Genomic DNA, 12,927 nt, shown 5'->3' on the forward strand with positions numbered 1-12,927 from the left:
GTAGTTAGTATCAGGTATCAAGATTTTTTAGTCTTTTTTATTTGGTGCTACCGAAATCGACGACAGGTTTCTGTACTCGATACTTGATACTAACTACTTGATACTAACATGGATATTAGAAAAGAATTAGAGAAACGCATACTGGTGATTGACGGTGCAATGGGTACCATGATACAGCGCTACCAGTTATCTGAGAAGGATTTTCGTGGAGAGCGTTTTAAAGATCATGCAACTGATTTGCAGGGCAATAACGACCTGCTGAATATAACACGCCCCGATATTATCAAGGCTATTCATGCCGAATACCTGGATGCCGGTGCCGATATTATTGAAACCAATACATTCAGTACGCAGATAATTTCATTAGCTGATTATCAGCTGGAGGAATTGGCTTACGAACTAAGCTACGAAGGTGCGCGCCTGGCCCGTGAAGTGGCCGATGAATACACTCAAAAAGACCCAGCCAAACCAAGGTTTGTTGCCGGTGCTGTTGGTCCTACTAACCGTACGGCTTCCCTATCTCCTGATGTGAACGATCCGGGCTATCGTGCTGTAACTTTTGATGACCTGGCCGAGGCTTATTATGACCAGGTGCGCGGACTGGTTGACGGCGGGAGTGATTTGTTGCTGATTGAAACCATATTTGATACCCTGAACGCCAAGGCGGCATTATTTGCCGTTAATCGGTACGCGGAAGAATCGGGCAAACACTTGCCTATTATGATATCGGGTACTATTACCGATGCATCGGGGCGTACCTTATCAGGACAAACAGTTGAGGCTTTCTGGAACTCGGTGCGGCATGCCAACCTGCTATCAGTAGGTTTAAACTGCGCTTTGGGTGCCAAGGAAATGCGCCCACACCTGGCCGAATTATCTGAAAAAGCCAATGTGTTTATATCGGCCTATCCAAATGCCGGTCTGCCAAATGAGTTTGGCCAGTATGATGAAACCGCGCATGAAACCGCGCACCAGGTTGATGACTTTATAAAAGCAGGCCTGGTTAATATTGTAGGTGGTTGTTGTGGCACTACGCCCGAACACATTAAATGTATTGCCGATAAGGCAGCTAAACATCCGCCAAGATTAATTCCCGAAATTGAGCCCGACCTGCGCCTGAGCGGTTTGGAGGCGGTAACCATCAAGCCTGAAAGTATTTTCGTAAACGTGGGTGAGCGTACCAACATCACCGGCTCGCCAAAATTCTCCAAACTTATCCTTGCTGAAGATTACGAAGCAGCCCTGGCTGTTGCCCTGCAACAGGTAGAAGGCGGCGCCCAGGTAATCGACATCAACATGGATGAGGGCATGATCGATTCGGAAGCGGTGATGGTGAAATTCCTCAACCTGGTAGCTTCTGAGCCGGATATTGCCAAGCTGCCCATCATGATAGATTCATCAAAATGGACAGTTATTGAGGCAGGCTTAAAGTGTATTCAAGGCAAGGGTATCGTAAATTCAATCTCGCTTAAAGAGGGTGAAGATAAATTTAAGGAGCAGGCCCGTAAAATATTAAGCTACGGTGCAGCTGCTGTAGTAATGGCTTTTGACGAAACTGGTCAGGCCGATTCCCTGCAGCGCCGTATCGAGATCTGTAAACGTTCTTATGATATCCTGGTTAATGAGGTTGGTTTCCCTCCGCAGGATATTATTTTCGATCCAAACATATTAACAGTAGCCACCGGTTTAGAGGAGCATAATAATTATGCTGTCGACTTTATTGAGGCTACCCGATGGATAAAGCAAAATCTGCCCCATGCTAAAGTAAGCGGCGGGGTTAGTAATATTTCGTTCTCCTTTAGGGGTAACAATGTGGTACGCGAGGCCATGCACTCTGCATTCCTTTACCACGCAATCGGTGCGGGAATGGATATGGGTATTGTGAATGCCGGTATGCTGGAGGTTTACCAGGAAATTGATAAAACCTTGCTCGAATTGGTAGAGGACGTGTTGCTTAACCGCCGTGATGATGCCACCGAACGCCTGGTTGAATATGCCGATACCATTAAAAGCAAAGGCAAAGAGGTTGTAAGGGACGAGGAATGGCGCAAGGGAACGGTGCAGGAAAGACTTTCGCACGCCTTGGTAAAAGGCATCATCGAATACCTTGATGATGATGTGGAAGAAGCACGCCAGGCTTACAGTAAACCGCTTGAAGTGATTGAAGGGCCGCTGATGGATGGCATGAACATCGTAGGTGATCTGTTTGGCGCCGGCAAGATGTTTTTACCACAGGTAGTAAAATCGGCCCGGGTAATGAAAAAGGCAGTGGCTTATCTGTTGCCTTTTATTGAACTGGAAAAACAACGTGTTATAGACGCGGGTGAAGATGCAAGCGGGAGCCGGGCCAATGCCGGTAAGGTATTAATGGCTACCGTAAAAGGCGATGTACACGACATTGGTAAAAACATTGTAGGCGTGGTTTTAGCATGTAATAACTTTGAGGTGATTGACCTTGGCGTAATGGTGCCTGCACAAAAGATCATTGAAGAAGCTAAAAAACAAAATGTAGATATTATAGGACTAAGCGGCCTCATCACGCCATCGCTTGATGAGATGGTGCACTTTGCCAAGGAAATGGAGCGCGAAGGCTTTACCATTCCGCTAATTATTGGCGGTGCTACTACATCTCGCATACATGCCGCGGTAAAGGTGGCGCCAAATTATTCGGGTGCTGCTATTCACGTGTTGGATGCTTCACGGAGTGTTACCGTTTGCAGCAGCCTCATGAGTAAAGATAATCGCGAGGGTTATATTCAGGGTATTAAGGATGAGTATGCCAAAGCCCGCGAGGCACATTTGAACAAAAAATCAGACAAGCGCTTTGTGAACATTGAAGAGGCGCGCAAATCGAAATTTCAAATAAGCCTGGATGGTGATGTTGCGCCTAAACCTGCGTTTACAGGTACCAAAGTATTTGAATCATACCCGCTGGAAGAGTTGCTTCCGTACATCGACTGGACACCGTTTTTCCATACCTGGGAGCTTCGCGGCAGCTATCCTAAAATATTTGCAGATAAGTTTGTGGGTGATGAAGCCAAAAAGCTGTTTGATGATGCTCAGGTGCTGTTGAAAAGGATAGTTGATCAAAAACTGCTTAAAGCCAGTGGCGTGATAGGTTTTTGGCCGGCAAACAGCGTTGGTGACGATATTGAATTGTATACCGACGAAACCCGTAAGCACTTGCTTACCCGCATACATACGCTGCGCCAGCAAGCTGAAAAGGTAAAAGGTGAACCTTACTATGCCCTTTCAGACTTTATTGCACCAAAAGAAAGCGGGGTGCCCGACTACTTTGGCGGCTTTGCAGTAACTACCGGTATTGGTTGCGATGAGTTAGTGGCCGAATTTGAGCGCGATCATGATGACTATAATAGCATTATGGCCAAAGCCCTTGCCGACCGCCTGGCCGAAGCCTTTGCCGAAAAAATGCATGAGCTGGTGCGTAAAGAGCACTGGGGTTATTCAAAAGGAGAGCATCTGAGCACCGAAGAGCTGATCAAAGAAGATTACCAGGGTATCCGTCCGGCGCCAGGTTATCCGGCCTGCCCTGATCATACCGAAAAAACAACGCTATTTGATCTGTTAGAGGCTGAAGATAATGCGCATATGCACCTTACCGAAAGCTTGGCCATGACACCGGCTGCCTCTGTAAGTGGTTTCTACTTTGCGCACCCGCAGGCCCGTTATTTTGGCCTGGGTAAAATAAGTAAAGATCAGGTTGAGGATTATGCGGTACGTAAAAATATGTCGCTTGAAGAGGTTGAACGCTGGCTTGGCCCTAATATAAATTATTAATTAAGGAGCGGGGATTGAGGTGCGAGTGCGTACTTAGCTTATTATAATAAAGTAATTAAATGACATTTACAGATTTAGAGGCTTGGAAAGAGGCAAGGATCATTGTTAAAATGGTTTATGATTGTATATTATCTTTTCCTAAAGATGAAATGTATGGCTTACAATCACAAATAAAAAGATCCGTTATTTCCATTCCTTCAAACATAGCAGAGGGTTGCGGGCGTAGCCATCCGAAAGATACTGTGCGATTTTTTTATATTGCCAGAGGCTCGGCTTATGAGCTGGAAACACAGCTTTATCTGTCTTATGATTTGAGTTTTTTAGATGAAATAACACTAAATCTTTTATTAGAGAAATTAACCAGAGTAGGAATATTATTGGCGGGACTTATAAATTACCAGAAGGCTCAAATTACAAATTGATCCCGCACCTATAACCCCGCTCCTCGCACCAAAACACATGAAAATTACGGAGCACATCCAGAACGCCAACGGCAAAACACTTTTTTCTTTTGAACTGATACCGCCTTTAAAAGGGCAAAGCATACAGGGTATTTATAACGCCATTGATCCTTTAATGGAGTTTAAGCCGCCGTTTATTGATGTAACATCATTGCGTGAGGATTATATTTATAAACAACATGCTAATGGCTTATTGGAGAAACTGAGTTACCGTAAACGCCCCGGTACTATAGCTATTTGCGCGGCCATCATGAACAGGTATAAGGTTGATACCGTTCCGCATTTACTGTGCGGCGGCTTTACACGCGACGAAACCGAGAACGCCCTAATCGAACTGGAGTTTTTAGGGATTGAAAACGTACTGGTGTTACGTGGCGATGCGCGCAGCAGTGATTCGTCGTTTGTGCCAACGCCAAACGGGCACTGCTATGCTACCGATCTGTTGCAGCAGGTTGTGAATATGAACAATGGTATTTACCTGCATGAAGATTATGATAATATTGCTAAAACGCATTTTTGCATAGGTGTGGCAGGCTATCCTGAGAAGCATTTTGAGGCCCCTAACCTGAAAACCGACTTTAAATATTTGAAGCAAAAAGTTGATATGGGCGCCAGCTTTATTGTTACCCAGATGTTTTTCGATAATCAGAAATACTTCGACTTTGTGAATAACTGCCGGGCTAATGGTATCAATGTGCCTATTATACCAGGTTTAAAACCTATCACTACATCAAAACAACTTATTAATCTGGCCAAAACATTCCACATTGATATGCCTGAAGATCTGTGCGATGCCATTAACGGATGCAAATCTGAAAAAGACGTAAAAGACCTGGGTATTGAATGGATGATTAATCAATGTAAGGAGTTGATCAAATTTGGTGTTCCCGTACTGCATTTTTATACCATGAGCAACGCCGGCCCAACCCGCCGCATTGCCGAAGCTATATTTTAGTAGCTTGATAATAAGTGTTTTGGAGATTGATTGCTGACTGAAAATTTCTATTTTTAGTTTCATAAACCTCCAAAACACTTATCCTATGGATATTTTTAGCCATATCAAATCAGCCATTGGTATTATCCTGGGCCTTAGCATTACCCATCTGCTTAAAGGAGCGGCCAAGCAAATTCAGCACCCGGGCCGTAGTAAGCCGTACTGGGTACATTCCCTGTGGTCGTTTTACCTTTTTATTTTACTACTTCACTTTTGGTGGTGGGAATATAACCTGCACGATATTCAGCACTGGTTATTTGCCGAATATCTTTTCGTGATCATTTATATTGTGGTGTATTATAGTGTTTGCGCACTGCTTTACCCTGATGACCTGAAGGATTATAAGGATTATGAAGATTATTTTTATTCGCGCCGTAAATGGATATTCGGCATATTAGGGTTTAGCTACCTGCTTGATATTATTGATACACTAATCAAAGGCGAGGCTTACGTGCATCATTATGGAATAGAATACCCTATTCGTAATGTTACCCATTTTGTGCTGTGTATGGTAGCCATGCGGGTAAATAACCGCCTGTTTCACGGCGTATTGGTAATGATTTTTATAGTATATGAGTTTTCTTATATACTCCGGTTGTTTTAAAAAAAGGGTGCCAGTAGTGTGGCCCCCTTGGTATTTATAAGATCAGTTAATAGTTATTATAAACTTAAATAATAAATTTAATATAGTCATATTATATTTATAAAATATCTGCACCGATCGTTTACATTGTGTTAATAATGCGAATAAAGTGTTTATTATATGAGTGATACTAACATTTTTTGGTGTAAAAAATAGCCCCGCGTAATACTACAGTTTTTGATACGTAAAACTACGTAATATTACCTGCTAATATTTTTGGTTTAATGGTATTACTGCTTGTTTATGAGTTTGTTATGTGTTTAATTATTAGGAAACAAAAGTTGTGTTATGCTCTGTAATTGTTGAAATAACTATTAAATAATGTTAGTTTTAAACAATTAAATACAAAACCCTTATTAATTACAATCATGGAAGCAACAACCCCAACGCAAACACGTACAGGAGTAATCACCGGTCATGAAGGTGCTCCGATAGATCTTGACAAGGCGGCAGAATTTACTGCCTATCACAGGCATCGCCACACCAAAGGAGCTACAATTTCACAATTTTTTGGACACGTTATATTAAATAAGATACTTGAGCAGCCTGGTTGCCTGGGTATCCGGATATATTATGCAAACAGACAAAAGCTAAGCAGTTCTCAAAAGTTTTTGGTGGCTATCGGGAATTTCTTTATTAAGACTCTTGCGAATGCTGAAGGTGATATGCGCTTTGTAATATCGGGCGTTACCGAAGATGGAGAAGATATGTTACCTGGTGAAATGAAAGGTAAAGCTGCTATTTCAACAGTAAAAGCAATAGCTGAGAAAAAAGCAACGCCAGAAAAAACATATTCATTGAAAGCACCTGTTACTGTAGGCGATGACTCACACCCTTGTCCAGGATCATCCGGGTGTCCTCAAAATGCGCTAACGGGTGGGTATTAAAAAGCGGATAAAATATGGCGGGTATTGATATTGCATTAGATATCGCTTCTACAGTATCGGGAGTATTTCCTGTACTTGCGTCTTTATATAATTACAGGAATTTTGATAATGTTTTAAAAATAGTAGCCGTATTTTTCCTTATAGAATCTCTGTTTGATCCTATTATGTGGATGCTACCAGAACTATGGGGTGTAAGCAATAATATGCCGCTGATTCATATTAATATAATTGTAACCGTTTTGTTTTTTACCGTTATATATTATAGGTTGTTTTTAAAGCAAATCTTAAAAATGGTTACAATCGCACTTTCGGCGATTACATTGATCATTACATTTTATTATAATTTTAATATGCTGGAATATCCTTCAGTTTCCAGAACAACTGAAGGTATAATGATGATCATATTATCACTGCTTTATTTTTATCAGCTATTAAATCCCGAAAAGTTTGTTGATATTGAAAAACAAGGACTTTTTTGGATCAATGCAGGTGTGCTTATATACTTTTCTGTAAACATGTTTTTGTTTATGATATTTACACGGATACCAATAGCCGACCGGCATAACTATTACATTATTAACAGTGTTACTAATATTATTGCTAACATTTTATTTTCAGTAGGATTACTTTGCAAACCACAGAAAACAACCTTATCCCGGTATTAATTATTGGGACACTGGTAGTTGTTGTATTAATTACCTGCCTGTTTTTCTTTGTGATTATTTATCAGCGCAAAATGATAAAGAATCAGATAGAATTGCGCGCGCTGAACGATCGGCGGCAAGGCGATTTGATGAACGCTGTTTTTGAAACACAGGAAAGCGAACGCAAGCGCCTTGCCGAAGATTTGCATGATAGCGTGGGGCAGGTATTGTCGGCTATCAAATTAAATATGCACCGGCTTCATAAAAATACCGTTAGCGAAAGTTCGCAGCCCCTGCTGGTTGATACACGTAAACTTATTGATGAGTGTATACAGGAGATCCGTAATATTATTCATAACGTTTTACCCCCCGTACTTACCGATTATGGCTTGATGGCTGCATTAGAAGCCCTGTGCAACAAAGTGCAGCAGGTTACCAATATTAAAGTTAATTTTTATAAAAACTTACCCGACCAGCGTTTTTCGCACGATGTGGAGCTGGCGCTGTACCGTATAGCCCAGGAACTTTTTGGCAACGCCATTAAACACTCCAACGCTTCTACCATTAAATTGTCGGTCATCAAAAGCGGTGATAAGGTACTCATTGAATTCAAAGACGATGGAGTAGGCTTTAAACTCAATGAAATAAAGCATGGCTTTGGAATAAAAAACCTCGAGAGCCGGGTGCAGTTGATCAACGGCGAAATTGATATTCAGAGCGAACCATCGGCAGGTACAACCACAACCATCAAATTAAAAGTAGCATAGTTTGCATCTTTAAGCTATATTTAGCCACTATTTGTTATGCAATGCGATGAGTACTATAAAGTTAGGCATCATAGATGATCATAAAATTTTCAGAAATGGTTTAAAAGCAACCTTAGAAGATTGCGAGAATTTAGACTTGATATTGGAGGCTTCCAATGGTAAAGAACTGGTTGGTTTACTGGCCGATAAACTACCGGATGTGCTGTTGATGGATATAAAAATGCCCGAGATGGATGGCATTCAAACGGCCACTTATGTACATCAGCATTACAAACATATTAAGATACTTGCCTTATCCATGTTTAATGAGGATAAGTATATTGTAGATATGATGAAGGCCGGCGCATCAGGATATTTACTCAAAAATGCCGAACCGGAAGAAATTATTGAGGCAATATCAACCGTTTATCATAAAGGTTTTTATTTTAATGAACACCTGTCCATTACCCTCATTAAGCAGCTGGTGGTTAATGACCATGCAGATCAGGCTAACAATAAAGCCGACCTCAACGAGCGTGAAATAGAAGTGCTGAAACTGGTTTGTCAGGAATGCTCGAACCAGGAAATTGCCGATAAAATATTTTTGAGTGTGCGTACCGTAGAGGGCTACCGCGCACGCTTATTTGAAAAAACCAATTCAAAAAACCTGGTAGGCTTGGTTATTTACGCTATAAAGCGCGGTATTATTAGTGTATAGGGAGCTTTAAGCAGATAATTTCTTATCGTCGTCTATCAGGTTACGCATGAATCTTTTGCGGTAATTAAGCGGGCTCAGTTTCATTTTGGTTTTGAACATTTTGTAAAAGTGCGATACATCTCCAAAGCCACTTTCAAATGATATTTCTGATATTGATTTGTCTGTTTGAACCAGCTGTTGTATGGCGTAGTTCAAACGGTATTCAATAATCGTTTCCATGAATGTTTTGCGGGTTACCTTTTTAAAGTATTTGCAAAACGCGTTGGTGGTCATGTTGGCTATACCGGCCGCGGCATCTAAGGAAACCTGTTTTCTGAAGTTTTCAACCAGGTAAGCCAATACCGGGTTTATGCGCTCGCGCTGGGCAAGTGTTCGCTCGGCAACTACACGATGCTGATCAAGCAGGATATGCTCCGATGATGACGCTAAAAGCTGCAATATCTCTAATAAAGTTATCAGTATTCTGAAGTTGCTTTTCTCATCAATAAGGTTCAGCAAAAGTTTTTGGGCCTCGGCCTGGGTGTCTGAATGGAACGAGATTCCACAACCGCTTTTCTGGAAAAGCTTTTTGATTTGCTGCAGTTCAAACTTGTTAAAAAAATCATCGCCCAAAAAAGCGTCGTTAAATTGAATAACAATGGCGGTGGCTTCGGCAGGTAAAACCTCCCCCACTTCCAGTTTCCAGCAATGTGGTAAATTAGGGCCAAGTAACACCAGGTCGCCCGATACAAAATCATCCATGTGGCTGCCAACATAGCGTTTTCCGCTGCCTTTTATGACGCAGGTAAGCTCATACTCCTCGTGAAAATGGTAAGGGGCATCAAATGCAAGCTTGTCAAATTTCCGAACCAGGAACGACTGGCTATTGGCAGGCTGAAGAACTTCGTACGCGGCTTTGATCATTGCATATATTAACGTGATAAGTAAATATGAACAAAAAAAAGATAATATACCCCATAATCGGGGCACTAATCTCATTTTTTATTATATAAAGATAAGCTTCCTTTGAAAAATAACCCAATAAAATTATGAGCACAACAGCTTTGCATCTGCCTGATCTGAATGATTTTAAGGAATTATCAACCGTAAACATAAACGAATTTAGTGAAAAAGGGCATACCTTAACCCGAGGCCTACTGTCAGAATATGAGATTGAAGCTTACAGGCCCATAATTGTGAGCGCGGCAGACCATTACAACACCGAAAAACGCCAGCTGGAAGAACGGGATACTTATGGTAAGGCTTTTTTACAAATCATGAATTTGTGGCAGGTTGATGAGGATAGTAAAAAGTTTGTTACAGCCCGTCGTTTGGCAAAAATAGCGGCCGATTTAATGGGAGTTGAGAACGTGAGGTTATATCATGATCAGGCTTTATTTAAAGAGCCGGGAGGTGGCCCTACGCCATGGCACCAGGATCAGTATTATTGGCCAATTGATACTTTTAATACCGTAACCATGTGGATGCCTTTGGTTGATATTGACGAGGATATGGGTATGCTCACTTTTGCCTCACGATCATACGTTGGCGGGGCCGTATTTAATCACGAAATTTCTGATGAATCGGAAACGCTGTTTGACGATTATGTAAAGCAAAAACAATTTGAAATTAGCCGGCCCAAAACCATGAAGGCTGGCGATGCCACCTGGCACCGAGGTTTTACCATTCATAATGCACCCGGTAACCTTTCAAACAAAATGCGCGAGGTAATGACCATTATTTATGTTGCCGATGGGGCACGTATAACACCACCCAAAAATGAGTGGCAAAAAAACGATCATCAAAAGTGGCTGATGGATAAACCCATTGGTGGTTTTGTTGACTCGGAGTTAAACCCTAAGTTACTTTAGCTGCACCAAAAGCTGTGTTTTACACAGCCACCCAAATAGCATCGGTAAACCATTTTTTAGAATCAAAAAACTCTGCTATCTGGCTAAAACCAGCGCTTGCAGCCATTTGCCCGGCCTGTTGTGTGGTGAATTTTTGTGAAATTTCCATGTAAATGTATTCGTCCTTGGCAAAGGTGATGGTTTCTTTATCGCCAATGTTTACCTGCTGATCTGTGGTGCTAATGAGGTAGCTTTTACAGGCACCTGTTTCAGGATCGTAGGTAGGATAATGTTCAAACTTGCTTACATCAAAATTGGCATCTAATTCACGGTTAATGCGCTCCAGCAGGTTAAGGTTAAAGCGTTTGGTAATGCCCTCCTTATCATTGTAGGCTGCCAATACAGTCTTCGGGTTTTTTTTAAGATCCATGCCGATCAATACCATATCGCCGGGTGATAGGTGCTTGCGTAGTTCACGGCAAAACTCAATGGCATCATTCACGGGCATGTTGCCGATATTTGATCCCAAAAATAAAACCACCTTACGGCGGGATGAAATGGATGCTGCCCTGGTAAGCATCTGGAAGTACTCTCCATTAAGGCCGGTAACCTTTAGTCCGGGCAGGGTTACAGGCAGTGTTATGGTAAGGTAGGATATTACATTGTCTGAAATATCAATGGGCAGATATGTAAATTCGGCCTTTTGCGCCAGCAGATATTTAAGCAGGTAAGTTGATTTCATGGCATCACCGGCGCCCAGTTCTATCAGGTCAAACGGGTTGCCATCAGTGATAATGGCATCTGTGATCTCGGCGGTTTTTTTTGAAAATATCTCCAGCTCGCAATTAGTTGGATAGTATTCCGGACTATTCATGAGGTCCTGAAAAAGTTTATCGCCAACAGCATCATAAAAATATTTTGAACTTAAGCGCTTAGGACTTGAGCTTAAACCGGTTATTACATCGTTATAAAACTGGTTGGTTTTTGTTTTTGATGCCTCGTTCAATTCTGATTGAGTTAAGGTTGTGTCCATATCTCGGTTTTTTTGTGTAATCTACCTTGCAAGTCTTATGCCAGTAAATTGCCAGCGTAAATTTGTTTGAAAAAAGTTGCGATAAGTAATGCGGCTATGCCCCGGCGATGTTACCTCTGAGGCACCACGAAGTACCTTTTGGTTCACCATAAATTTGCCATTATACTCCCCTATAGCGCCGGGTGCCTTGGCAAAGCCCGGATAAGGGAGGTAAGAGCTTTCTGTCCACTCCCAGCTTTTACCCCAGTTAAATTGGTTTGCGGCAGCTTCCCACTCAAATTCGGTAGGCAGCCTTAAGCCTTTCCATGATGCATAGGCATAGGCTTCAAAATAGCTGATATGGCACACCGGATTTTTTAAGTTGATGGTTTCCAGGCCATGAAAGGTATAGTTGTGCCATTCATCATCAATTAAATGCCAGTATAGCGGTGCTTCAACTTGATTGTTTTTTACCCAATCCCAACCTTCGGCATGCCAGTGGCGAAAGTCATGATAACCCCCGCTGTTCATAAACTCCAGGTATTCGGCATTGGTTACCAGGTTGGGGCTTATTTCATAAGCATTTAAATAAACCTTATGACGATTGAGTTCATTGTCAAAACAAAAGCCATCACCTTCAAATCCTATTTCGTAGATACCCTCGTCTACATTGACGAAACCACTATCGATATATGGTACTTTTGGCGATATATAGCTTGTAGAATAAGCCGGAAACAAGGGGTTATGGCCCAGGATGTATTTAATATCGGTTAGTAATAATTCCTGATGTTGTTCTTCATGGTTAAAACCCAGTATTATCAGCTCCTGTACATCGGCGGCTGGTTCAACGCTCAGGAATTTCTCCATCGCTTCGTCCACATAAGCCCGGTACTGGTAAATATCGTTAACGGTTGGCCTGCTTAAATTGCCCCTGTCTGTACGGATAACGCGGTTGCCTACCGTTTCGTAGTAACTGTTAAACACGTAGTTGTAATTGGGATTGTATTCTTCATACCCCATAAAATAGGGCTTAAGGATAAAGGTTTCAAAAAACCACGTAGTGTGCCCTATATGCCATTTTGGGGGACTAACATCAACAACAGGTTGCACTACATAGTCCTCAGTTTGCAGGGGACTACAGATGTACTCCGTATGCTGACGAACTTTTTTGTATTGATCAAGTAAATTCATGTAG

The 12,927-nt window shown here is 41.9% G+C and carries 12 protein-coding genes; 9 read left to right on the forward strand and 3 right to left on the reverse strand.

Going from position 1 to position 12,927, the window contains the following annotated elements:
* Positions 1–108: 108 nt before the first annotated feature.
* The 8 genes from metH to QWZ01_RS21530 all read left to right on the forward strand — a co-directional run bounded on the left by metH (position 109) and on the right by QWZ01_RS21530 (position 8,891).
* A complete protein-coding gene (metH, locus tag QWZ01_RS21495; protein WP_290326988.1) occupies positions 109–3,798 on the forward strand; it encodes a methionine synthase in 3,690 nt (1,229 codons plus the stop codon).
* 59 nt (positions 3,799–3,857) lie between these two features.
* Positions 3,858–4,220, forward strand: a complete 363-nt coding sequence (locus QWZ01_RS21500) for a four helix bundle protein (protein ID WP_290326990.1) — start codon at positions 3,858–3,860, stop codon at positions 4,218–4,220.
* Positions 4,221–4,257: 37 nt separating this feature from the next.
* Positions 4,258–5,214 (forward strand): methylenetetrahydrofolate reductase [NAD(P)H], encoded by a 957-nt coding sequence (metF, locus tag QWZ01_RS21505; protein ID WP_290326992.1) that lies wholly within the window; start codon positions 4,258–4,260, stop codon positions 5,212–5,214.
* An 85-nt stretch (positions 5,215–5,299) separates the two neighbouring features.
* Positions 5,300–5,857, forward strand: a complete 558-nt coding sequence (locus tag QWZ01_RS21510; protein ID WP_290326993.1) for a hypothetical protein — start codon at positions 5,300–5,302, stop codon at positions 5,855–5,857.
* A gap of 407 nt (positions 5,858–6,264) precedes the next feature.
* Positions 6,265–6,783 carry a hypothetical protein gene (locus QWZ01_RS21515; protein WP_290326995.1) on the forward strand — a complete coding sequence of 173 codons (519 nt, stop codon included), beginning with the start codon at positions 6,265–6,267 and terminating at the stop codon, positions 6,781–6,783.
* A gap of 14 nt (positions 6,784–6,797) precedes the next feature.
* Positions 6,798–7,448 (forward strand): hypothetical protein, encoded by a 651-nt coding sequence (locus tag QWZ01_RS21520; protein ID WP_290326998.1) that lies wholly within the window; start codon positions 6,798–6,800, stop codon positions 7,446–7,448.
* 71 nt (positions 7,449–7,519) lie between these two features.
* On the forward strand, positions 7,520–8,194 hold the full coding sequence (locus QWZ01_RS21525; protein WP_290327000.1) for a sensor histidine kinase: 675 nt from the start codon (positions 7,520–7,522) through the stop codon (positions 8,192–8,194).
* 46 nt (positions 8,195–8,240) lie between these two features.
* Positions 8,241–8,891, forward strand: coding sequence for a response regulator transcription factor (locus QWZ01_RS21530; protein WP_290327002.1), 651 nt, complete (start codon positions 8,241–8,243; stop codon positions 8,889–8,891).
* Between the two features lie 6 nt (positions 8,892–8,897).
* Here QWZ01_RS21530 and QWZ01_RS21535 read toward each other — a convergent pair whose 3' ends face one another.
* Positions 8,898–9,794, reverse strand: a complete 897-nt coding sequence (locus tag QWZ01_RS21535) for an AraC family transcriptional regulator (RefSeq protein ID WP_290327003.1) — start codon at positions 9,792–9,794, stop codon at positions 8,898–8,900.
* Positions 9,795–9,919: 125 nt separating this feature from the next.
* Here QWZ01_RS21535 and QWZ01_RS21540 point away from each other — a divergent pair, with 125 nt between their 5' ends.
* Positions 9,920–10,741: a phytanoyl-CoA dioxygenase family protein gene (locus QWZ01_RS21540; RefSeq protein WP_290327005.1), complete on the forward strand. Its 822-nt coding sequence runs from the start codon at positions 9,920–9,922 to the stop codon at positions 10,739–10,741.
* Positions 10,742–10,760: 19 nt separating this feature from the next.
* Here the strand turns inward: QWZ01_RS21540 and QWZ01_RS21545 are convergent, their stop codons facing one another.
* Both QWZ01_RS21545 and egtB read right to left on the reverse strand, forming a co-directional pair.
* Entirely contained in the window at positions 10,761–11,753 is a 993-nt protein-coding gene (locus tag QWZ01_RS21545) for an L-histidine N(alpha)-methyltransferase (protein ID WP_290327007.1), read from the reverse strand.
* Between the two features lie 21 nt (positions 11,754–11,774).
* The gene (gene egtB / locus QWZ01_RS21550) at positions 11,775–12,923 is read right to left on the reverse strand and encodes an ergothioneine biosynthesis protein EgtB (RefSeq protein WP_290327009.1); all 1,149 of its coding nucleotides are present in this window, start codon (positions 12,921–12,923) and stop codon (positions 11,775–11,777) included.
* Positions 12,924–12,927 lie beyond the last annotated feature (4 nt).

It is taken from the genome of Mucilaginibacter aquaedulcis, assembly GCF_030409325.1.
Classification (GTDB): Bacteria; Bacteroidota; Bacteroidia; order Sphingobacteriales; family Sphingobacteriaceae; genus Mucilaginibacter; species Mucilaginibacter aquaedulcis.

What these genes read in the sequence shown, in the direction of transcription:
- metH (WP_290326988.1), top strand. Translation starts at nt 109, where the DNA reads ATGGATATTAGAAAAGAATTAGAGAAACGCATACTGGTGATTGACGGT.
- QWZ01_RS21500 (WP_290326990.1), top strand. Translation starts at nt 3,858, where the DNA reads ATGACATTTACAGATTTAGAGGCTTGGAAAGAGGCAAGGATCATTGTT.
- metF (WP_290326992.1), top strand. Translation starts at nt 4,258, where the DNA reads ATGAAAATTACGGAGCACATCCAGAACGCCAACGGCAAAACACTTTTT.
- QWZ01_RS21510 (WP_290326993.1), top strand. Translation starts at nt 5,300, where the DNA reads ATGGATATTTTTAGCCATATCAAATCAGCCATTGGTATTATCCTGGGC.
- QWZ01_RS21515 (WP_290326995.1), top strand. Translation starts at nt 6,265, where the DNA reads ATGGAAGCAACAACCCCAACGCAAACACGTACAGGAGTAATCACCGGT.
- QWZ01_RS21520 (WP_290326998.1), top strand. Translation starts at nt 6,798, where the DNA reads ATGGCGGGTATTGATATTGCATTAGATATCGCTTCTACAGTATCGGGA.
- QWZ01_RS21525 (WP_290327000.1), top strand. Translation starts at nt 7,520, where the DNA reads ATGATAAAGAATCAGATAGAATTGCGCGCGCTGAACGATCGGCGGCAA.
- QWZ01_RS21530 (WP_290327002.1), top strand. Translation starts at nt 8,241, where the DNA reads ATGAGTACTATAAAGTTAGGCATCATAGATGATCATAAAATTTTCAGA.
- QWZ01_RS21535 (WP_290327003.1), bottom strand. Translation starts at nt 9,794, where the DNA reads ATGATCAAAGCCGCGTACGAAGTTCTTCAGCCTGCCAATAGCCAGTCG.
- QWZ01_RS21540 (WP_290327005.1), top strand. Translation starts at nt 9,920, where the DNA reads ATGAGCACAACAGCTTTGCATCTGCCTGATCTGAATGATTTTAAGGAA.
- QWZ01_RS21545 (WP_290327007.1), bottom strand. Translation starts at nt 11,753, where the DNA reads ATGGACACAACCTTAACTCAATCAGAATTGAACGAGGCATCAAAAACA.
- egtB (WP_290327009.1), bottom strand. Translation starts at nt 12,923, where the DNA reads ATGAATTTACTTGATCAATACAAAAAAGTTCGTCAGCATACGGAGTAC.